The organism is Cupriavidus necator N-1 (assembly GCF_000219215.1).
Taxonomy (GTDB): Bacteria; Pseudomonadota; Gammaproteobacteria; order Burkholderiales; family Burkholderiaceae; genus Cupriavidus; species Cupriavidus necator.
On record NC_015726.1, the window covers coordinates 3,799,357 to 3,818,937 of the forward strand.

Annotated in this window: 15 protein-coding genes, 1 tRNA gene and 1 pseudogene; 5 read left to right on the plus strand and 12 right to left on the minus strand. The window is 68.3% G+C overall.

Annotated features, from left to right (window positions below; genetic code table 11):
- Positions 1 to 225: 225 nt before the first annotated feature.
- Positions 226 to 1,851 carry a carbohydrate porin gene (locus tag CNE_RS17805; RefSeq protein WP_238553022.1) on the plus strand — a complete coding sequence of 542 codons (1,626 nt, stop codon included), beginning with the start codon at positions 226 to 228 and terminating at the stop codon, positions 1,849 to 1,851.
- Here the strand turns inward: CNE_RS17805 and CNE_RS17810 are convergent.
- From CNE_RS17810 to def, 11 genes are all read right to left on the minus strand, one after another.
- A complete protein-coding gene (locus CNE_RS17810) occupies positions 1,835 to 2,569 on the minus strand; it encodes an aquaporin (protein ID WP_013958435.1) in 735 nt (244 codons plus the stop codon). The two genes, CNE_RS17805 and CNE_RS17810, sit on opposite strands and share 17 nt — an antisense overlap.
- 287 nt (positions 2,570 to 2,856) lie before the next feature.
- Entirely contained in the window at positions 2,857 to 3,477 is a 621-nt protein-coding gene (locus CNE_RS17815) for a LysE family translocator (protein ID WP_013958436.1), read from the minus strand.
- Between the two features lie 107 nt (positions 3,478 to 3,584).
- Positions 3,585 to 4,076: a hypothetical protein gene (locus CNE_RS17820; protein ID WP_013958437.1), complete on the minus strand. Its 492-nt coding sequence runs from the start codon at positions 4,074 to 4,076 to the stop codon at positions 3,585 to 3,587.
- Positions 4,077 to 4,372: 296 nt separating this feature from the next.
- Positions 4,373 to 4,448 (minus strand) — tRNA-Phe (locus CNE_RS17825).
- A gap of 60 nt (positions 4,449 to 4,508) precedes the next feature.
- A complete protein-coding gene (locus CNE_RS17830) occupies positions 4,509 to 5,219 on the minus strand; it encodes a response regulator (RefSeq protein WP_013958438.1) in 711 nt (236 codons plus the stop codon).
- Between the two features lie 52 nt (positions 5,220 to 5,271).
- A complete protein-coding gene (locus CNE_RS17835; RefSeq protein WP_013958439.1) occupies positions 5,272 to 7,704 on the minus strand; it encodes a sensor histidine kinase in 2,433 nt (810 codons plus the stop codon).
- A complete protein-coding gene (locus CNE_RS17840; RefSeq protein WP_013958440.1) occupies positions 7,701 to 8,603 on the minus strand; it encodes a DUF4390 domain-containing protein in 903 nt (300 codons plus the stop codon). The genes CNE_RS17835 and CNE_RS17840 overlap by 4 nt, the downstream gene beginning before the upstream one ends.
- A 9-nt stretch (positions 8,604 to 8,612) precedes the next feature.
- On the minus strand, positions 8,613 to 10,034 hold the full coding sequence (gene rsmB / locus CNE_RS17845) for a 16S rRNA (cytosine(967)-C(5))-methyltransferase RsmB (protein ID WP_013958441.1): 1,422 nt from the start codon (positions 10,032 to 10,034) through the stop codon (positions 8,613 to 8,615).
- Between the two features lie 133 nt (positions 10,035 to 10,167).
- A complete protein-coding gene (gene htpX, locus CNE_RS17850) occupies positions 10,168 to 11,028 on the minus strand; it encodes a zinc metalloprotease HtpX (RefSeq protein WP_013958442.1) in 861 nt (286 codons plus the stop codon).
- Between the two features lie 188 nt (positions 11,029 to 11,216).
- A complete protein-coding gene (gene fmt / locus CNE_RS17855) occupies positions 11,217 to 12,230 on the minus strand; it encodes a methionyl-tRNA formyltransferase (RefSeq protein WP_013958443.1) in 1,014 nt (337 codons plus the stop codon).
- A 152-nt stretch (positions 12,231 to 12,382) separates the two neighbouring features.
- Positions 12,383 to 12,889, minus strand: coding sequence for a peptide deformylase (gene def, locus CNE_RS17860; RefSeq protein ID WP_013958444.1), 507 nt, complete (start codon positions 12,887 to 12,889; stop codon positions 12,383 to 12,385).
- A gap of 160 nt (positions 12,890 to 13,049) precedes the next feature.
- Here def and CNE_RS17865 point away from each other — a divergent pair, with 160 nt between their 5' ends.
- From CNE_RS17865 to CNE_RS17880, 4 genes and pseudogenes are all read left to right on the plus strand, one after another.
- A complete protein-coding gene (locus tag CNE_RS17865) occupies positions 13,050 to 14,231 on the plus strand; it encodes a LysM peptidoglycan-binding domain-containing protein (protein ID WP_041228249.1) in 1,182 nt (393 codons plus the stop codon).
- Between the two features lie 62 nt (positions 14,232 to 14,293).
- A pseudogene (locus CNE_RS43075) lies at positions 14,294 to 15,117 on the plus strand (DNA-processing protein DprA); the annotation flags it as partial.
- A 68-nt stretch (positions 15,118 to 15,185) separates the two neighbouring features.
- Positions 15,186 to 15,590: a thioredoxin domain-containing protein gene (locus tag CNE_RS17875; protein ID WP_013958447.1), complete on the plus strand. Its 405-nt coding sequence runs from the start codon at positions 15,186 to 15,188 to the stop codon at positions 15,588 to 15,590.
- A 147-nt stretch (positions 15,591 to 15,737) separates the two neighbouring features.
- Positions 15,738 to 18,410 (plus strand): DNA topoisomerase III, encoded by a 2,673-nt coding sequence (locus CNE_RS17880; RefSeq protein ID WP_041228250.1) that lies wholly within the window; start codon positions 15,738 to 15,740, stop codon positions 18,408 to 18,410.
- A 73-nt stretch (positions 18,411 to 18,483) separates the two neighbouring features.
- On the opposite strand, the gene CNE_RS17885 is transcribed toward CNE_RS17880, so the two are convergent.
- A complete protein-coding gene (locus CNE_RS17885; RefSeq protein ID WP_013958449.1) occupies positions 18,484 to 19,431 on the minus strand; it encodes a LysR family transcriptional regulator in 948 nt (315 codons plus the stop codon).
- Between the last annotated feature and the right edge of the window lie 150 nt (positions 19,432 to 19,581).

The following is a 19,581-nucleotide window of genomic DNA, read 5'->3' on the forward strand; positions in this document are numbered from 1 at the left end:
AGACAGCGCACGGTGTGATGGATTTTGTAACCCGGCTTGCGGTCAAATGGGTCGGCTGATAAAAAACAGTCCCGCCTCCGGAGCCCTTGCCCGCTCCGGCCATTGTTGTTGCTTGCTGAATTGCTGTCCGAATTGCCGCCGGTCTCCCGTCTAATTCCCGCCACACCGCCTTGTCCCGGCCCTTCCGGGCGCGGTGGCCTGCCCCTGCGCCGCCTCGGTTTTGCCGTGCTGGCCGCGTGGGGCCTGGTCGCGTGCGCGCAGACCGGGGATGCGACCACCAGTGCCACCACGCCGCCACCCCGCATCGAACCGCACCCGGCGGTGACCGCGGGTCCGGCGCAAACCGCCCGGCCTGCCGCGCCGGCCACGGCAGGCGCGGAGGACCCGCTGGCGGCGCTGATCGCCGGCGACGCGGCACCCACGGCCAGCGTGACCGTGCCAGCGGCACCGGCACCAGGCATCACGGGCGAGCCGGCGGCCCAGCCTGCCGTGCAGCCTGACGGCAGCGCGCCGGCAACCCTGGCCCGTACCAGCCCGGCTGCCGACCCCGACTTCGTCGGCCCGCCCGAACCGCCACCCCAGCCGCCGCCACCACTGGTGCTGTTCCCGCCCCGGCTCGGCCAGTTCCAGGCCGAAGCGCCCGCCCAGCCGGCGGACAGCGCCACCGGTGACACACCGCCGGATGCCCCGCCGGTACTGCACTCGCAGCTGCCCGCCGAGGACCCCGCCGGGGATTCCGTGTGGCGCCTCGGTTACAGCGGCCGCGCCGCGGCCGAGGAACGCCCGGCCACCATGCGCGCCTGCCCCGGCGGCGCGCTCTCCACCGGCATCGGCAACGGCCTGGCCTGCCGCAGCGCCGGCGAGGTCAAGATCCGCGAATCGGTGCTGGACCTGGACGGCGGCGCGCAGGTGATGCTGATCGCGCAGGCGCGCGGCACCGACGCCACCACGGTCAATGGCCGCCCCCAGGCGATCGATCCGTATGCCCTGGTGCCGCAGTTCTATACCGCCGTCAGCGGCCTGGCGGTGCTGGACGGCGCCACCATGTGGGCCGGCCGGCGCGACAATGCGCCGTTCCTGCTGTCGTCCGGCCTGCTGCCGCCCAATTCCACGGCGATGCGCTTCGGCGTGGACAACGCCAAGGTGATCGGCGATATCGGCCTGAGCTACCAGTACACCGCGCGCGCGGACCAGAACGGCCAGAACCTGCCCAGCTACCACTCACTGCGCACCGCGCCCATCAACACCAACGAACAGGGTTCGATCCAGCTCGGCTTCACGCGGGTGGAGGCGCAGCCGCTGGTGCAAGATCCCGGCGGCGCATGGTGGGCGTCTGCGTTGCACGAGCAGAAAGGCGTGCTGTTCGGCACCAACCGGCTCGGGGTGCAGTTCGGATCGGGAGCGCGCAACGCCATGACCGGCTACACCGGCATGGGACCGGCGCTGTCGCGCACGCGCGTGGCCGAATCGATGGAATGGAAGGGTCGCTCAGGGCTGAGCGGCGCGGTGGAGCAAAGTCTGCAGTTTGACCGGTCGCCGGTCGGCACGCTGCAGTGGACCACCACGCGCTTGCGTCCTGCTTACGTAGCGAGCAACCAGTTCCGCCTGAATTTCGAGGTCTCGCACGACCAGATCTCGTCCGGCTTCGGCGTCGGCGGCCAGCGCACCGCGCTGACCGTGGCGCCCACGCTGACACTGGGCAAGTCGGCGGGCAATGCCAACCTGCGCGCCTTCTACACCTATAGCCGTGCCAGCGACGTCGACGGCATCGGCTACACCGCGCCGGCCGACGCGTGGGCCTCGCAGCCGAGCGGCTCGATCTTCGGCGTGCAGCTCAATCGGCGCTGGTAGGGGCGCTGGCGGGCGCAGCGCGCCAGTCGGCCTGTGCCGTGGCAGCAGTGGCGGCCGCACCGGGTTTGCGGCACAGCCAGTGGAACAGCAGCGTGGCAGTCAGCCCGCCGCCGATCTGGGCCAGCACGAAGCCCGGCACGTCCTGCGGCCGGATCCCGGTAAAGGTATCGGTCAGCGCGCAGGCGATGGTCAGCGCCGGGTTAGCAAACGAGGTCGACGACGTGAACCAGTAGCCCGCGGTGATATAGCCTGCCACCACGAACGGCACCAGCTGCGGCCGGCTGCGCAGCGTTCCGATGCCCACGCCGACCAGGCCGAAGGTGGCCACGCACTCGCTCCACCACATTGCCGCGCCGGTGCGGCTCTGCGCCGACCAGGCCAGCGCCGGCTCGCCGAACATCGCATGGGCGGCCAGCACGCCGCAGATTCCGCCCGTCACCTGCACCAGCACATAGCGCAGCGCATCGCGCGGCGGCAGCGCGCCCTGCAGCAGCGCCGACAGGCTGACCACCGGATTGAAATGCCCGCCCGAGACCGGGCCAAGCGACACCAGCAAGGCCACCAGCCCGGCACCGGTCGCCAGCGAATTGGCCAGCAGCGCCAGCGCGGTATCGCCGGCGGCGAGGCGCTCGGCACGGATGCCGGAGCCCACCACAATCGCCACCAGCAGCGCCGTGCCCAGGCCTTCGGCCACCAGGCGGCGTGCGAGCGTACTCATCGCTGCGCTCCGTTGACGGCGCGCAGCAGCGATAAAGCGGAGCAACGAACGGGATACGAGAGCGACCGCGAGATCGCGGCAAAGGCAGTAAGGAAAACGTGCAGCGGCAAGATGGACAACGTCGCCTGAGACGACGCCTCGAACGGTGGCGGTTCAGTAGCAAGCCCGCGCACACGCGGTGAGCGCGGACGCGACAGTGTTCCGCTCGCGCACGGAGCGCGTCAATGCGTGGCCGCTTTGTTGTGTGCAGACGCGCGGTATCGAATCGCCGCGCGGGCCGCGGGCCGTTACCGGTTGCTGGCCGCCAGCCGCAGGCCGAAGCCGACCAGCGCGATCCCGGCCAGTCGCGTTGCCAGCGTGCGCGCGAACGGCAGCGCCCGCAGCCGGCTGGCCACTGCGTTGCCCGCCAGCACCAGCGCCGCCTGGTAGGCGAGGCTGAGCACCGTGACGTGTGCCATCATCGCCGCCAGCGTGGCCGGCGACGCATCCGGGCGCAGGAACAGCGGGAAGAACGCGACAAAGAACAGCACCACCTTGGGGTTGGTCAGGCTCACCGTGAAGCCCTGGCGCAGGTATACGCGCGCTGACTTGCGCGGCTCGGGCACGCCGGCGTCCGCGGCAAAGCGTGTACGCAGCAGCTGCACGCCCATCCAGCACAGGTACGCGGCACCGAACCATTGCAAGCTGTGGAAAAGCAGCGGATTGGCCCGCATCACCGCCGCCAGTCCCGCCACCGCGGCGAGCATGTACCCGAGGTCGCCCAGCAGCGTGCCGCAGACCGCGCCCATGCCGGCCGCCACGCCATTGCGCGCGGTGGCGTTGAGAATGGCGATCGTGCCCGGGCCGGGGATCAGCTGGAACACCAGAATGGCGAGCACGAAGCTGGTGTAGTTCTGGATGTCGAGCATGGTGGCCTGGCAGTGTCGGATGCGAGCGCGGGATGCTTCGCTGCCGCCATGTTAGTGCAGCCTGGCCCATCGCGGCAAAGCGAATGGCTTCACGGGCGCAGCGCGCCTCAGCGCAGCAGGAACGCGATGTCCTCGACGCGGATCTGTGCCACCGGAATGCCCTTGCGGCGCTGGAACAGGATGTGCTGCTGCACGCGGCTGCGCTGCTCGGCAAATGCTGTGGGATCGATCGGCGTGCCCAGGCGCATGTAGTGCTGCGCCAGCAGCTTGTAGGCGCGGTGGCGCACCTGCATGGCCTCGGTCTCTGCACGCAGCCGCCGGATCTCTGCCGGGCTGCGGTCAATCGCCTGGTGCAGCTCCTCGACCGTGCGCGCATGCAGCTCGCGGTAGACGTCGCGCTCGGCCTCCATCTGGTGCAGCTCGTCGCGCAGCGCGCGGATCTTGTGCTGCAGCTTCAGCGTCTGCGAGACCGCCTGCTGCACCCGCCCCGCCGCCCCCAGCGCGTGGCTGGCCGCGGCCATGGTGCTCTTCCACAAGCCGCGCTCGTCGCCCGCAGTCTGCGGCGGCCAGCGGTTGTCCGTTCCGATCAACGTATCCATCAGACCCCCCAGTAAGAAAGTGATAGCCCTGGGCCGGATGTCCGCGTTATGGGTGCGGCTTGGCCGGCTCGGTCCACGCCGCCGGGCGGCAGCGCATCAGGGCATCGTAGAGATACATATATCGGCTGCCAAGTAGAAGATATTTACTTCTGGGTTGGCTGTTGCGCGTTGCTGGCGTTGAGTCGGGAAGTGTTTCGCCGTTGCGGCGACAGCACGGGGACGGGAATCCGGGCGCGTTTATGACACTGCACCCCAATGCAAAAAGCCCGGCTGCGGGAGCCGGGCTTTTCTTGTTCTGGTGGCCTGGGACGGAATCGAACCGCCGACACAAGGATTTTCAATCCTCTGCTCTACCGACTGAGCTACCGGGCCAAAGAAGCGAAACTATAACTGGACTTTTTTGGCCAGTCAAGCGTCATGTGCGTCACTGCCTCATTGCTCGGCCGGCTCGGGCTTGTTGCGGCCCAGTTCGACGCCGAGCTGCTTGAGCTTGCGGTACAGGTGGGTACGCTCCAGCCCGGTCTTCTCGGCCACGCGGGTCATGCTGCCGTGTTCGCGCAGCAGATGGTATTCGAAGTAGGCGCGCTCGAACAGGTCGCGCGCTTCGCGCAGCGGCATGTCGAAGGAGAACTGCATCTCGGCCTCGGGCACGCGCGCGGGGTTGCCGTTGGGGGCGGCCTCGGCGGTGGCCTCGGGCACGGCGTCGGCCAAACCGGGCTCGGCCGACGGCGCCGCGGCGGGCGCGGCGGTGGCGGCCGTGCTGCTGCGCGGGCGTTCGATGCCGCGGGCCAGGCCCTGCTCGACCGCGGACAGCAGCTTCTGCAGTGCGATCGGCTTCTCAAGGAAATTGAGCGCGCCGATCTTGGTCGCCTCGACCGCCGTGTCGATGGTGGCGTGGCCCGACATCATGATGACGGGCATCGTCAGCTGTCCCTGCGCGGACCATTCCTTGAGCAGGGTCACGCCATCGGTATCGGGCATCCAGATATCGAGCAGCACGAGGTCGGGCGTACCCGCCGCGCGGTATTCGCGCGCTTGCAGCGCGTTCTCCGCGAGTTCAACCACGTGGCCTTCGTCGCTGAGGATCTCCGAGAGCAGCTCCCGGATTCCCATTTCGTCATCGACTACGAGGATCGTTGCCATACTTCCCCTCTTAACCCCACCGCAGCGTTCCGGGACCGGACGCCATTGTTGACTATGTCAGTTTAACGAACAGGATCGAGATCTGTGCACCGACGATCTCCGCACCTTCCATGCGATTGCGCAACTCGATTCGCGCACCGTGTTCGTCAATGATCTTCTTTACCATCGCGAGCCCCAAGCCCGTGCCCTTGGCTTTCGTGGTCACATAGGGCTCGAACGCACGGCTCAGGATTCGTGGTGCAAAACCGGGACCATTGTCCGCAATGGTGAGCTTGACGGCCTGGCGGTTTTCGCCGGCAGAATCTTTGTATTCTACAGTCTCGGTGTGCAGAGTGATATGGGGCGCCGCCCTACCGGCCGCGACGTTCTCGGTGGCGGCATCCTGTGCGTTCTGCAGCAGGTTGTGGATGACCTGGCGCAACTGCGTCGGATCGCCCTTGATCTCGGGCAGCGCGGTGCCCAGCGTCGGATGGATCACCGGATGCTCGTGCACCGCGGGATCATCGATGCCGTACAGGTGCAGCACCTCCGCCACCAGGCTGTTGAGCTGCAGCGACTGCAGCACCGCGGGCGGCGTGCGCGCGTAGTCGCGGAAATCATCGACCATGCGCTTCATCGCGGACACCTGGTTGACGATGGTGGCGGCGCCACGCTTGAGCACATCGGCGTCGGTGCCCTCGAGCTTGGGCGAGAGCTTCATCTGCAGGCGCTCGGCCGAGAGCTGGATCGGCGTCAGCGGGTTCTTGATCTCGTGCGCAAGGCGCCGTGCCACCTCGCCCCAGGCCACCGAGCGTTGAGCGGAAATCACATCGGAGATATCGTCGAACACGATCACGTAGCCGGGCTCATCGCGCTCGCCGCCGGGCAGGCGTGCGCCGCGCACCAGCAGCGTAAGCGGCTGTTCTTCGCCCTGCGGCAGCTCGATCTGCTTCTGCCAGTGCTCGGCGCCGCCCAGCACCTCGCTGGTGTTCTGGTCCGAGAAGGCCTGGCGCACGATCTCGCCGAACGGCCCCATGCCAGGGATCTGCTCCACCGGCAGGCCCAGCACCGCGCCGAGCGGCTGGCGGAAGATGCGCTCCGCGCCGGGATTGGCGGTAATCAGCACAAAACGGCGGTCGAACACCAGCACGCCTGCGGTCAGGTTCTGCAGCACGCTTTCCAGGTAGGCCTTCGATTGCTCCAGCGCGGTGCGGTTCTCTTCCACCGCCAGCCGCGCCTCGGCCAGCTGGCGCGTCATCTGGTTGAACTGCTGCGTGAGCATGCCGAGCTCGTCGCGGCTCTTCAGTTCGCGCTTGGGCGAGAGGTCGCCTTCGGCCACTTCCTTGGTCCCCTGCAGCAGCATCAGCAGCGGCCGCGCCAGTTGCCCGCCCAGCAGCAGCGCCAGCATCACCGCGATGAAGACGGCCAGGAACAGCGTCAGCGTCAGCGTGCCGATATACATCTTGCGCAGGCCGGTGCGGCCCAGTGCCTTCTCCTGGTATTCCTGGTACGCGCGCTGGACCTCGTCGGCATTGCGCGCGAGCACCGCCGGCACCGGGTGCAGCACCTGCAGGTAACGCTCTTCGCGCACGGTCTCGCCGACCAGCCCGAAGCCGCTCGACGGCGATTCCTCCGGGCGGCGCTCCACGGACAGGCCGGAGCCGGCCCAGCGCGGCGACTTGGCCAGCGCGCGCGGGGCGCTGCCGCCTGCCGCGTCAGTCTGTGCGGTGGTAGGGCTTGTGCCCAGTGGAATGATCACGCGCAGCCGGTACAGGTGGCTGCTGTCGGCGCGCTCGGTGCTCGGGCTGCCGTCACCTGACGGGTCGGTGCCGCCCTCCACCGCCGCGTAGCCACCGGCCAGCCGTGCCTGTTCGGCCAGCACGCCGGAAGGCAGGTCCGGCACCAGCGACGCATAGTTGCTGGACGCCGTGGCCAGCACGCGGCCGCTGCCGGTGAAGATGGCGGCTTCCTGGACCCCATACTGCTCGCGCAGGCGGTTCAGCTGCAGCGAGGTGGCCACGCCGGAGGCGCCGGCGAGCTGCTCGGCCATCAGGCGTGCCTTGACCTGCAGGTCGGCGAGCGAGCTGTCGATGGTGGCGCGGCCCAGGTTCAGGCCGGCCTCGAGCGCAGTTTCCACGCGCACGTCGAACCAGGACTCGATGCTGCGCGAGACGAACTGCAGCGAGACCAGGTAGATCAGCACGCCGGGCAGCACGCCCACCACGCCGAAGAACACGGCGAGCTTGGTCATCAGCCGCGTGCCGAACTTGCCGCGGCGATAGCGCAGCCACAGCGTCAGCGCCAGCGCACCCACGATCAGCACCAGCAGGGCGCCGATCACCAGGTTCACCTTGAACAGCAGCGTGAAATAGCGATCGAAGAATTCGGTGTTGGCCGATGCCCCGGCCAGCAGGCCCACCAGCACCAGCGCCAGGAAGACGATGATCCCGGCCACGACGCGGTACAGCACGCGCCGGAACCGGCTGTCCCACAGCGAGTTGTTCATGGCTGGCTCGATGCGGGCTGCACCAGCAGTGCGGGCGACAGTCCATACGACACCGTCTGCATGGTCAGGCCGCGCGAGTCAATGGCAGCGGCCGGCGCCGACGCAGGCGCGGGTACGGCGGGCGATGCCGGCAGCGCCGGCGATGCGGGGCCTGGGGCCGGCGCGGGCGGCGGCGGTGCTGCGGGCGGCGGCGGTGGCGGCGGTGGCGGCGGTGGGTTCAGGTCCGTCGGCACCGTATAGACAAAGCGCCGCCAGTCGGAGGCCAGGTTCCATTCACGCGTGTTGACGGCGTTGATCTGGAACGGCTTGGGCAGTTGCGACAGGTCCAGCCGCATGCGCACTTCGGCGTGGTAGGTCTCGCCCGGCTTGACCGCATTGCGCTCGAACACGCGCCAGCCGCGCACGCGCTGGATGAACTGCAGCGCGCTCTTCAAGCGCGTGAATGGCAGCTGCAGGCCGCCGGTGGAGACACGGTACTGGCGCGTCAGCGGCTGGTACGACAGGCGCACGCTGCGGGTGGTGTTGACCGGCTTGTCGTCGAACCAGTACCAGCGCGAACGCGAGAGCTGGAAGTCGACCGCGAAATAGAGGGAGATGCCCTTGTGCAATGCGTCTTCCAGCACGGGTGGCAGGTCGAAGTCGAAGCTGGCGGCAAGCTCGAAGCCGCCATCCTGGAATTCGATGCGCGCGTCGGTGGCCTCGATGACCTGTGCGCGCGCAGCGGGCGGCAACCACAGTAGCGAGGCGAGCGCCAGCACCAGTGCAAGCCACCACCGCGCCAGCAGGCCACGCCTGCCCGCGCCGCCGGGGCGCAGACGCGGGCACGCCTGGTCCGCGGCAGTGTCCACGTTCGTGTTCAACATGACGCGGAAGTCTGACAGGCGCGGCGTGCTCAGCATCGGATCAGATCAGGCGCGTTTCTGGAAGCGGGCGTAGAAGAAGCCATCGTGATCCGACGGCAGGCTGGTGCCGGCCGTGGCGTCCTTTTCGCCATTGGCGCCGGCTGCTTGCGTGGTATGAGTGCCGGGCAGCAGCTGCCCCGGCGCCTGCAATCGTATCGCATCTGCCAGCTGGGCACCAAACCAGCGCGCCTGCTCCTCGCCTTCCGTTGGGAAAATAGAACAGGTGACATAGACCAGGATGCCGCCCGGTTTGAGCAGCGGCCACAGTTGCGAGACGATGCGGCGCTGCTCGGTGATGAGCTTGGCAATATCGGTCTCGCGGCGCAGCCAGCGGATATCGGGATGGCGCCGCACAATGCCCGAAGCGGAGCACGGCACGTCGGCCAGGATGCGGTCAAAGAGCTGGCCGTCCCACCAGTCGGCGGGCCGGCTGGCATCGCCGACCACGATCCTGGCCTGCTTGCCCAGGCGCGCCAGGTTCTCGCCGATGCGGGTGGTGCGCTGCGGGTCGCTTTCCACCGCGGTGACGTCGATATCGGCCAGTTCCAGCAGGTGCCCGGTCTTGCCGCCGGGCGCCGCGCAGGCATCCAGCACGCGCATGCCGTCGGCCACCTCGAGCAGCGGCGCGGCCAGCTGCGCGCCGGCATCCTGCACCGAGACCACGCCTTCGGTAAAGCCCGGCAACTGCGTCACCGGCACCGCGCGCACCAGGCGCACGGCCTGCGGGCCGACCACATGGCCAGCCAGGCCGGCGTTGGCAAGATCGGTCTGGTACTGCTGCACGGACACGCGCGCGGTGTTGACGCGCACCGTCATCGGCGGGCGCACGTTGGCGCTGGCGGCCAGGGCCATCCACTGGTCCGGGTAGGCCTCGCGCAGCATGCGCAGCCACCACGGCGGCAGGTTCCAGCGCGCCTGCTCGTCGCGGTTGACGTCGGCCAGCAGCGCCTTGCGTTCGCGCAGGAAACGGCGCAGCACCGCGTTGACCAGGCCGCGCGCATGCGCAGTCTTGGGTTCGGAGGCGGCGGCGCTGACCGCCTGGTCGACCACAGTGAAGGTGCTGTAGCCCGGGCGGCCGGCGTCCGCGTCCTGGCGCGTCTTGTCCGCGCTGTCGTGCTTGTCGCGCGGGCCCGGCGCGTGCTCCAGCAGTAGCGCCAGTGCCACGGCCAGCAGCGAATCGACCTGCGCGCCCGGCGGGCGCGTGACCAGCTTCGTCACCAGTGCGCGTGCCGTGCCGAACTGGCGCATGGTGCGATAGGCGATGTCCTGCAGCGCGCCGCGCGTGGCGGCATCGCGCACGCGGTCCAGGCGCAGCTGTGCGGCGGCGTCCTCGATCGCCTGGGGCAAGGCTGTGCCTTCGCTGACGGCGCGCACCGCGGTGGCGGCGCCAAGCATCTGGAAGGCAAGCGAATCGGGAGGCAGGCGCATATCGGTCAGGCAGCGGGTCAGGTGTTGGAATCGGGAAGCAGGCCGGCACGGGCACAAAAAAAAGCCCGCCGGTCCATGCGGAACAGCGGGCAGTTTACCCTGTGCGGGGGCCCTGCCCCGGATTTCCGGCCGCTCAGGCGGGATAGGTGCCGGTCTGGGCCATCTGCATCAGGCGCGCGATGCGCTCCTCGGTGGCCGGGTGGGTCGAGAACAGATTGGCGATGGCGCCGCCCGAGAGCGGGTTCATGATCATCATCTGCGCCGTGGCCGGGTGTTCTTCTGCCGCCTGGAACGGGATGCCCTGGGCGTAGCGGTGGATCTTGTCCAGTGCGCTGGCCAGCGCCTGCGGGTCGCCGCTGATCTCGGCGCCGCCGCGGTCGGCCTCGAACTCACGTGCGCGTGAGATCGCCATCTGGATCAGCGATGCCGCCAGCGGGGCCAGGATTGCCACGGCAATGCTGGCGATCGGGTTGCTGCGGTTGCCGTTCTCGTCGCGCCCGCCGAAGAACATTGCCATATTCGCCAGCGCCGAGATCGCACCGGCCATGGTGGCGGCGATGGTCGAGGTCAGGATGTCGCGGTGGCGCACGTGCGCCAGCTCATGCGCCATCACGCCGCGCAGTTCTCGCTCGGACAGCACCCGCAGGATGCCGGTGGTGGCCGCCACCGCGGCGTGCTCCGGGTTGCGGCCGGTGGCAAAGGCGTTGGGCGCGTCTTCGTTGATCAGGTACACGCGCGGCATCGGCAGGCCGGCGCGCTGCGCCAGTTCCTGCACCATGCCGTAGAACTGCGGCGCGCTGCCGGCGTCGACTTCCTGCGCGTTGTACATGCGCAGGACCATCTTGTCCGAGAACCAGTAGGAGAAGAAGTTCATGCCCAGCGCAAGTAGCAGCGCCATCATCATGCCGCTGCGCCCGCCGATCATGCCGCCGATGACGATGAACAGCGCCGTGATGGCCGCCATCAGCATGAAGGTCTTGACCCAGTTGAACATTGCGGTGATCTCCGTGTAATCGTGAGCCGCGTCCCGGGGGAAAAGCGGACGCGATGACCGTTAGATAGGGGGTGATACCCGAAAATTCAACGGCTGTTCAACGGTTTCAGGGGGAGCCGTGGCCGGTCGCGCCCGCCGGGCGGTTCCACCGGCACTTATGTTGCCATGTGCGGCAAAGGCCTGCCCGATCATGCCTGTGCGGCGCCGTTGCCGGGTACCGCGCAGCGCGTGCCCGGCGGCAGCGGCAGCCCTTGCAGGAACTGCTGCGCCGGCTGGCGGCGCCCGCCCGGCTTCTGCAGCTCGGTGACCTGCAGTGCGCTGCCCTCGCCGCAGGCGATGATGACGCCGGCGGCGTCGGCCGCCAGCACCGTGCCGGGCGGATGCGGCAGGCTGCTGGCGGCGGCCAGCGGCACGGCCTGCCAGCACTTGATCACGGTATCGCCGACCTGCACCGTCGCGCCCGGAAAGGGGTTGAACGCGCGCACCTGGTTGGCCAGCGCCGCGGCCGGGCGGCGCAGGTCCAGCGGCGCCTCGTCCTTGGCGATCTTCTCGGCGTAGGTGACGCCTTCGGCCGGCTGCGGCGTGGCGGCCAGCGCGCGGCCGGCGGCCAGTTCCTGCAGCGCTGCCACGGTCAAGCGCGCGCCCAGCGCGGCCAGGGTGTCGTGCAGCTTGCCGGTGGTGTCGTCCGGGCCGATCGGCACGGCCTCGCGCGTGAGCATGTCGCCGGTGTCCAGGCCTTCGTCCATCTGCATCAGCGTGATGCCGGTCTCGGCATCGCCCGCTTCGATGGCGCGGTGGATCGGCGCTGCGCCGCGCCAGCGCGGCAGCAGCGAGCCGTGGATATTCAGGCAGCCCAGGCGCGGCAGGGTCAGCACCTCGGCCGGCAGGATCAGGCCGTAGGCGGCCACCACCATCACGTCGGGGGCGGTGCCGGCGAGCGCGTCGATGGCCGCGGCGGCGTCTTCCGGGTACTTGCCCTGGCGGCGCAGCGAGCGCGGCTGCAGCACTGGCCCAAGGCCGCTGGCGGCGGCGAACTGCTTCACCGGGCTGGCCTGCAGCTGCAGGCCGCGGCCGGCGGGGCGGTCAGGCTGCGTCAGCACCGCCACGACGGGAAAACCGGCGGCGTGGATGGCTTCCAGCGCGACGCGCGCGAACTCGGGCGTGCCGGCAAAGGCGACACGCAGGGGTCTGGCTTGGGACATGGCAGGTTCCGTGGCCTGAAGCAGAACCGGCCGCTATCGCGGCCGGTGCTTTTGTTCTTCGGAAGTCATAAAGATAACAGACCCCGCGCGGGTGCCGCGCGTTGGCGCCGGGATTCCGGGCAGGCTGTTACATCTTTGTGGCAGGACGCCGCTTACATGCGGGTGCGCTCGCGCTTCTGCAGCCTGCTCTTGATGCGGTTGAGCTTGAGCGGCGACAGGTACTCGACAAAGACCTTGCCGCGCAGGTGATCGATCTCGTGCTGGATGCAGACCGCCAGCAGGTCGTCGGCTTCGAGCTCGAAGCTTTCGCCCTTCTCGTTGAGCGCGCGCACGCGCACCCGGTCGGGGCGCTCGACGCGGTCATAGACCTCGGGCACCGACAGGCAGCCCTCTTCCCACACCTTGCGGTTGTCGCTGGCCCAGATGATCTCCGGGTTGATAAAGACCTGGAGCTGGTCGCGCGTTTCCGAGACGTCGATCACCACCACCTGCTCGTGCACGTTGACCTGCGTGGCGGCCAGCCCGATGCCGGGCGCTTCGTACATGGTTTCAGCCATGTCCTTCACCAGCTGGCGGATACGGTCGTCCACCGCCGCAACGGGTTTGGCAACGGTGTGCAGGCGGGGATCAGGGTAGGTCAGGATATCGAGTTTTGCCATGATGCTCAGGCGCAACGCCGGCTGCTGCCGGCAACCGGACCGCGTTGCGGCGGCCGGTGTTTACATGCAGAATCGGGGCGCAAGTACAAAAATTCAAGGCGCGCCGCAACAGGCGCGCTCTCCCGGGTCAATCCGGCCGAACCACCGGCCGGTCAGGAAAATGCGCGATCTTACCAAAGAACACCAGGCGGCGTCGGGCCGCAGGCTGCACGCGTTCATCCCTAAGTTTGCTTGTGCGCTGTTGAGTGCCGCTGGCTTCACTGCCGCGGCCACGCTTCCGGCCCTGGCCGCGGACCTGACGGTCACGCCGGCACAGCAGGCCGAAGCCCAGCGCACGGCCCAACAGGGCATTCCCGTTTCAGAACTGTCTCCCAATGCGCCGTCGCAGTACACCGTGCGCATGGGTGACACGCTGTGGGGGATCTCGGGCCGCTTCCTGCGCCAGCCATGGCGCTGGCCTGAGCTATGGGGCATGAACCGGCAACAGATCCGCAACCCGCACCTGATCTATCCGGGACAGATCCTGTACCTGATCCAGCGCGACGGCCGTGCCTGGCTGTCGACCACGCCGGGCGGCAGCGGCACGGTGCGCCTGTCGCCGCAGATGCGCGGCGGCGCCGCCGATGGCGCCGCCATCCAGAGCATCGCGGCCGCCGATATCGAGCCCTTCCTGATCCGGCCGCTGGTGGTCGACCAGGACACGCTGGCCACCTCAGCGCGCATCGTCGCCGTGTCCGAGTCGCGCGTCATCCTTGGCCGCGACGACACCGGCTACGCGCGCGGCATCCCCGCCGACGCGCCGCAAGGCAGCGACTGGCAGGCCTACCGCCCGGTCACCCCGGTGCGCGACCCCGTCACCAATGCCGTGCTCGGCTACGAGGCCGAATACGAAGGCAACGTGCGCCTGGCGCGCGGCGCGCAGGGCCCGGACGCGGTCTCGACTATGCAGGTCACGCAGGCCAGGCAAGAGATGGGCGTGGGCACGCTGCTGATGCCGCAGCCCGCGCGCGAAGCGCTGCGCTACGTGCCGCACGCGCCCGATACGCAGTTCGACGGCCGCGTGGCCAAGGTCTATGGCGGGGTCGAGTTCGGCGGCGCCAGGCAGGTGGTGGTGCTCAACCTCGGCAGCCAGGCCGGGGTGGAGCCCGGGCATGTGCTGGCGCTGTCGCGCGCCGGCGAGACCGTGGCCGACAAGACCGACAGCAACCGCGCCATCCGCCTGCCCGACGAACGCTACGGCCTGGCCTTTGTCTTCCGCGTGTTCCCGGGGGTGTCGTATGCGCTGGTCACCGACGCCTCCAACGTGATCGCGGTCGGCGACCGGGCGACCTCGCCGCGCTGAGCCGGTCTTGGCGACATCGCAGGCGGCCCCGGCGGCCGCCGCTTCCCTTTGCCATGCCGGCGCTGCCGGCACTGGTCGAACGCACCCTCGCCTGGCTCGGCACGCCCGGCAACCATGTGGTCACGATCGGCGACGACACCTACCCTGCCCGCCTGTTCGACCTGCCCGACCCGCCGCCGCTGCTATATATCAAAGGCGATCCCGCGCTGCTGGCGCGTCCTTCGGTGGCCATCGTCGGCGCGCGCGGCGCCACCGAGCAGGGCAGGCGCGATGCGCAGGCCTTCGGGCGGGCGCTGTCCGAGTCGAGGCTGGCGGTGGTTTCGGGGCTGGCGCTGGGCGCGTCGATGCCGCCGCCCATGCCGGCGGACTGCAGGGCTGCGGCGGTACCGTCGCTGTTACGGGTACGGGGGCCGGCCGGGTCTATCCGGCCGAGAACCTGGCGCTGGCGTACCAAGTGGCCCCGCGCGGCGCGCTCGGGCTCGCTGATCACCGCACGGCTTGCGGCGAGCTGGCGCGCGAGGTATTTGCGGTCCCGGGCTCGATCCACGCGCCGCTGTCAGCAGGCTGCCACCTGCTGATCCGCCAGGGCGCCAAGCTTGTGGAGCGCGTGGAGGACGTGCTGAAAGAGATCAACCTGCTGCCGGCACCTGCCTGCCCGGCTGCCAGGCGCGTTTCCGCGTCCGTACCGGAGCAACCAGATCTTTCTGACTTTGCTGGCTACGCCGACCCCCTGCTGGCCGCTCTCGGCTACGATCCGGTTACGCTGGATGCGCTGTGCGAGCGCAGCGGCCAGCCGCCGGAAGCCGCCGCGGCGCGCCTGCTGGAACTGGAACTGGCCGGGCACGCCGAGCGTCTACCGGGAAACCTGTTCCGGCGGCTTGGGTGAGCCGCAGCGCAATACCGATACAATCGCCGGCAGCCCGCGTATCGCGGGCGCCTCATGTTTCCGATGCCATGACCGTTTACTTTCCAGAACGTGACGCCGGCGCCATTGCCGGGTGCCTGGCGGAGCGGCCGCAGGGCCGTCTGGTGGCCTGCCTGTGCGCGCAGTGGTGCGGCACGTGCCGGGACTACCTGGCGGCGCTGACGGCGCTGGCCGCGCGCCATCCGGAGGATTGCTTCGTCTGGATCGACATCGAGACGCATGCGGATGCGCTTGGCGATATCGATATTGAGAATTTCCCGACGCTGCTGGTGCAGCCTGCGTCGGGTGGCACGCCCCAGTTCTATGGCACCCTGCTGCCGCACATCGAGGTGCTGGAACGCATGCTGAGCCGCAGTGCGGCGATGCCGGCGAGTGCCGAAGACGTGCCGCAGGTGCTGGACTGGTTGCTTGCCGGGGGGAGCAGCGCCGCCTAGGCGGCGCCAAGGGCGGCGGCGGAGCTTGCTTGCACCGCCGTTGAAACCGCGCTTATTATTGGCGCCTCATAGCCCCCCGGCGTTCTGATTACTTCGTTTGTAGTGCAATTCGCGGGTTGCCGGATGCAGCTCGCAAGGACCCTTCCCATGTCAAAAGCCCTCATCATCGCGGAAAAACCGTCGGTCGCGGCGGATATCGCCCGTGCCCTCGGGGGGTTTACCAAGCACGACGAGTATTTCGAGAGCGACGACTACGTGCTGTCCTCTGCCGTCGGCCACCTGGTCGAGATCGCCGCGCCGGACGAATACGAGGTCAAGCGCGGCAAGTGGAGCTTCGCCAACCTGCCGGTGATCCCGCCGCATTTCGACCTGCGCCCGATCGCCAAGACCGAGTCGCGCCTGAAGGTGCTGAACCGGCTGATCAAGCGCAAGGACGTCACCGCCCTGATCAACGCCTGTGACGCGGGGCGCGAAGGCGAACTGATCTTCCGGCTGATCGCGCAACAGGCCAAGGCCAAGCAGCCGGTGCGCCGGCTGTGGCTGCAGTCGATGACGCAGCAGGCGATCCGCGATGGTTTCGCCAGCCTGCGCGAAGACGAAGACATGCTGCCGCTGGCCGACGCCGCGCGCTGCCGCTCCGAGGCCGACTGGCTGGTCGGCATCAACGGCACCCGCGCCATGACTGCCTTCAACAGCAAGGGCGGCGGCTTCTTCCTGACCACCGTGGGCCGCGTGCAGACGCCGACGCTGTCGATCGTGGTAGAGCGTGAAGAGAAGATCAAGCACTTCGTGCCGCGCGACTACTGGGAAGTGCGGGCCGAGTTCATCGCCGCCGCCGGCTTGTATGAAGGCCGCTGGTTCGACCCCAAGTTCAAGAAGAGCGAGTTCGATCCCGAGGCGCGCGAATCGCGCCTGTGGAGCGAGGCCGAGGCCAAGAGCATCGTCGCCGCCTGCCGCGACAAGACCGGCACGGTCACCGAGGAATCCAAGCCGTCGACGCAGCAGTCGCCGGCGCTCTTTGACCTGACCACGCTGCAGCGCGAGGCCAACTCGCGCTTCGGCTTCTCGGCCAAGAACACGCTGGGCCTGGCGCAGGCCCTGTATGAGAAGCACAAGGTCCTGACCTACCCGCGTACCGATGCGCGCGCGCTGCCCGAGGACTACCTGGACACGGTCAAGCAGACCATGGACATGCTGGCCGACAGCTCGCCCAACTACCTGCCGCACGCCAAGAAGATCCTGGCGCAGGGCTGGGTCAAGCCGAACAAGAAGATCTTCGACAACAGCAAGATCAGCGACCACTTCGCCATCATCCCGACGCTGCAGGCGCCCAAGAACCTGTCCGAGCCCGAGCAGAAGCTGTACGACCTGGTGGTGCGCCGCTTCCTGGCGGTGTTCTTCCCGGCGGCCGAGTTCCAGGTCACCACCCGCATCACCGAAGTCGCCGGCCACCACTTCAAGACCGAAGGCAAGGTGCTGGTCAACCCGGGCTGGCTGGTGATCTACGGCCGCGAGGCGCAGGGCGACAAGGACGCCGCCAACCTGGTGCCGGTGGCCAAGGACGAGAAGGTCAAGACCGACAAGGTCGAGAGCGTCGGCCTGACCACCAAGCCGCCCGCGCGCTACAACGAAGCCACGCTGCTGTCGGCAATGGAAGGCGCCGGCAAGCTGGTGGACGACGACGCGCTGCGCGAAGCTATGGCCGGCAAGGGCCTGGGCACGCCGGCGACGCGCGCGGCCATCATCGAAGGCCTGCTGACGGAAAAATACCTCGTGCGCGAAGGCCGCGAGCTGATCCCGACCGCCAAGGCATTCCAGCTTATGACGCTGTTGCGCGGCCTGGGCGTGCTGGAACTGACGCAGGCCGAGCTGACCGGCGAATGGGAGCACAAGCTCTCGCAGATCGAGCGCGGGCGCATGAAGCGCGACGAGTTCATGCTTGAGATCGCGCAGATGACGCAGCAGATCGTCAAGCGCGCCAAGGAATACGACAGCGACACCATCCCGGGCGACTACGCCACGCTGGACACGCCGTGCCCGCAATGCGGCGGGCAGGTCAAGGAGAACTACCGCCGCTTTGCCTGCACCGCGTGCGAGTTCTCGATCAGCAAGATCCCGGGCGGGCGCCAGTTCGAGATCGAAGAGGTCGAGGAGCTGCTGCTGAAGAAGGAAATCGGTCCGCTGCAGGGCTTCCGCAGCAAGATGGGCCGTCCGTTCGCCGCCATCCTCAAGCTGGGCAAGGACGACGAAGGCCATTACAAGATGGAATTCGACTTCGGCCAGAACGACGACGACAACGACGGCGAGCCGGTCGACTTCAGCGGCCAGGAGCCGGTGGGCACCTGTCCGAAGTGCGGCGGCTCGGTGTTCGAGCACGGCATGAAGTATGTCTGCGAGAACAGCACGACCAGCCCCAAGAGCTGCGACTTCACCACCGGCAAGATCATCCTGCAGCAGGAAATCAGCCGTGAGCAGATCGGCAAGCTGCTCACCGACGGCAAGACCGACCTGCTGACGGGGTTCAAGTCGTCGCGCACCGGCCGCAACTTCAAGGCCTTCCTGGTCAAGCAGCCGGACGGCAAGATCGGCTTCGAGTTCGAGGCGCGCGAGCCCAAGGCGGGCGCCAAGACGGCGGCGAAGACCACGGCCAAGGCGGCATCGAATGGCACGGCCGAGGCGGCGCCGGCAACCAAGACGGCAGCGAAGACCGCGGCCAAGACGCCAGCCACCAAGGCACCGGCCAAGAAGCCGGCGGCCAAGAAGGCTCCGGCCAAGACCGCCGCGGCAAAGAAGTCGCGCGCGGCAGCCGCCGGCGAGTAAGCGTCAGCGCGTCACGGCAAAACGCCCGGCATCGCCGGGCGTTTTGCTTTGGGTGGCTCGGCCAGGCAGGCGCTCAGGTGCGCACGGCTTGCGCGCCGTGGCTGGCGGATGGCGCCGGCTGCGCTTCCTTGCCCCGTACCTGCCCTTCTTCGAGCAGGAAGTCGATAAAGGCGCGCACCTTGGTCGGCAAGAACTTGCGGCTCGGATAGACCACGCTGACATCGCGCCGCGGCAGCTGGTATTGCGGCAGCACGTGCACCAGCTTGCCGGATTCGATATTGGGGCGCGCCAGGTAGGACGACAGCATGGCCACGCCCATGTCGGCCAGCGCCGCCTGGTGGGCCAGCTCGGCATTGCTGCACATCAGCCCGGGGCGGATCGGCACGGTCACCTCGCCTTCCGGGCCCAGCAGCGTCCATTCGTGCTCGGCGCTGGGCAGGCGCATGGCAATGCAGCGGTGGTGGCTGAGTTCATGGGCATGGCGGATCGGCGCATGCGCCGCCACGTAGCCCGGCGACGCGCACAGGATCACCTCGGCCGACAGCAGCGGGCGCGCCACCAGGTGCGAGCCCAGGCCCAGGTCGGACAGCATCACGGCGACGTCGCGGCCTTCTTCGACGATATCGACGTTGCGGTCCGACAGGATCACGTCGAACACCACGTCCGGGTACAGCCGCTGGAAGCGCGCCAGCAATTCCGGCAACAGGTGCAGGCCGAACATCACCGGGGTGACCAGCCGCAGCGTGCCGGACAGCGACTGGCTGCGCGCCGTGACTACGCTTTCGGCTTCTTCCACGTCTTCCAGGATCTGCTGGCAGCGCTGCAGGTAGGTTTCGCCTGCGTCGGTCAGCGACAGGCTGCGGGTGGTGCGGTTGAGCAGGCGCGTGCCCAGATGACTCTCCAGGTCGGCCACGTAGCGCGTCACCACTGCGTTGGACATTTCCAGCTGCTGCGCTGCACGCGCGAAGCTTCCCAGTTCCACCACCTTGGAAAACACACGCATCGATTGCAGGCGATCCATGACACAGTCTCCCGGTTCTGCGCTGAATTCTTACGTAATCAGCCTATTTTATTGTTCAAATCAAAACTAATCATTGTGGATCCTGATATTTATTGATATGAGGGAAATGCCTAATATCTAGCCATCGGATGCCGCAACGCAACATAGTCT

What these genes read in the sequence shown, in the direction of transcription:
- CNE_RS17810 (WP_013958435.1), bottom strand. Translation starts at nt 2,569, where the DNA reads ATGAGTACGCTCGCACGCCGCCTGGTGGCCGAAGGCCTGGGCACGGCG.
- CNE_RS17815 (WP_013958436.1), bottom strand. Translation starts at nt 3,477, where the DNA reads ATGCTCGACATCCAGAACTACACCAGCTTCGTGCTCGCCATTCTGGTG.
- CNE_RS17820 (WP_013958437.1), bottom strand. Translation starts at nt 4,076, where the DNA reads ATGGATACGTTGATCGGAACGGACAACCGCTGGCCGCCGCAGACTGCG.
- CNE_RS17830 (WP_013958438.1), bottom strand. Translation starts at nt 5,219, where the DNA reads ATGGCAACGATCCTCGTAGTCGATGACGAAATGGGAATCCGGGAGCTG.
- CNE_RS17835 (WP_013958439.1), bottom strand. Translation starts at nt 7,704, where the DNA reads ATGAACAACTCGCTGTGGGACAGCCGGTTCCGGCGCGTGCTGTACCGC.
- CNE_RS17840 (WP_013958440.1), bottom strand. Translation starts at nt 8,603, where the DNA reads ATGCTGAGCACGCCGCGCCTGTCAGACTTCCGCGTCATGTTGAACACG.
- rsmB (WP_013958441.1), bottom strand. Translation starts at nt 10,034, where the DNA reads ATGCGCCTGCCTCCCGATTCGCTTGCCTTCCAGATGCTTGGCGCCGCC.
- htpX (WP_013958442.1), bottom strand. Translation starts at nt 11,028, where the DNA reads ATGTTCAACTGGGTCAAGACCTTCATGCTGATGGCGGCCATCACGGCG.
- fmt (WP_013958443.1), bottom strand. Translation starts at nt 12,230, where the DNA reads ATGTCCCAAGCCAGACCCCTGCGTGTCGCCTTTGCCGGCACGCCCGAG.
- def (WP_013958444.1), bottom strand. Translation starts at nt 12,889, where the DNA reads ATGGCAAAACTCGATATCCTGACCTACCCTGATCCCCGCCTGCACACC.
- CNE_RS17865 (WP_041228249.1), top strand. Translation starts at nt 13,050, where the DNA reads ATGCGCGATCTTACCAAAGAACACCAGGCGGCGTCGGGCCGCAGGCTG.
- CNE_RS17875 (WP_013958447.1), top strand. Translation starts at nt 15,186, where the DNA reads ATGACCGTTTACTTTCCAGAACGTGACGCCGGCGCCATTGCCGGGTGC.
- CNE_RS17880 (WP_041228250.1), top strand. Translation starts at nt 15,738, where the DNA reads ATGTCAAAAGCCCTCATCATCGCGGAAAAACCGTCGGTCGCGGCGGAT.
- CNE_RS17885 (WP_013958449.1), bottom strand. Translation starts at nt 19,431, where the DNA reads ATGGATCGCCTGCAATCGATGCGTGTGTTTTCCAAGGTGGTGGAACTG.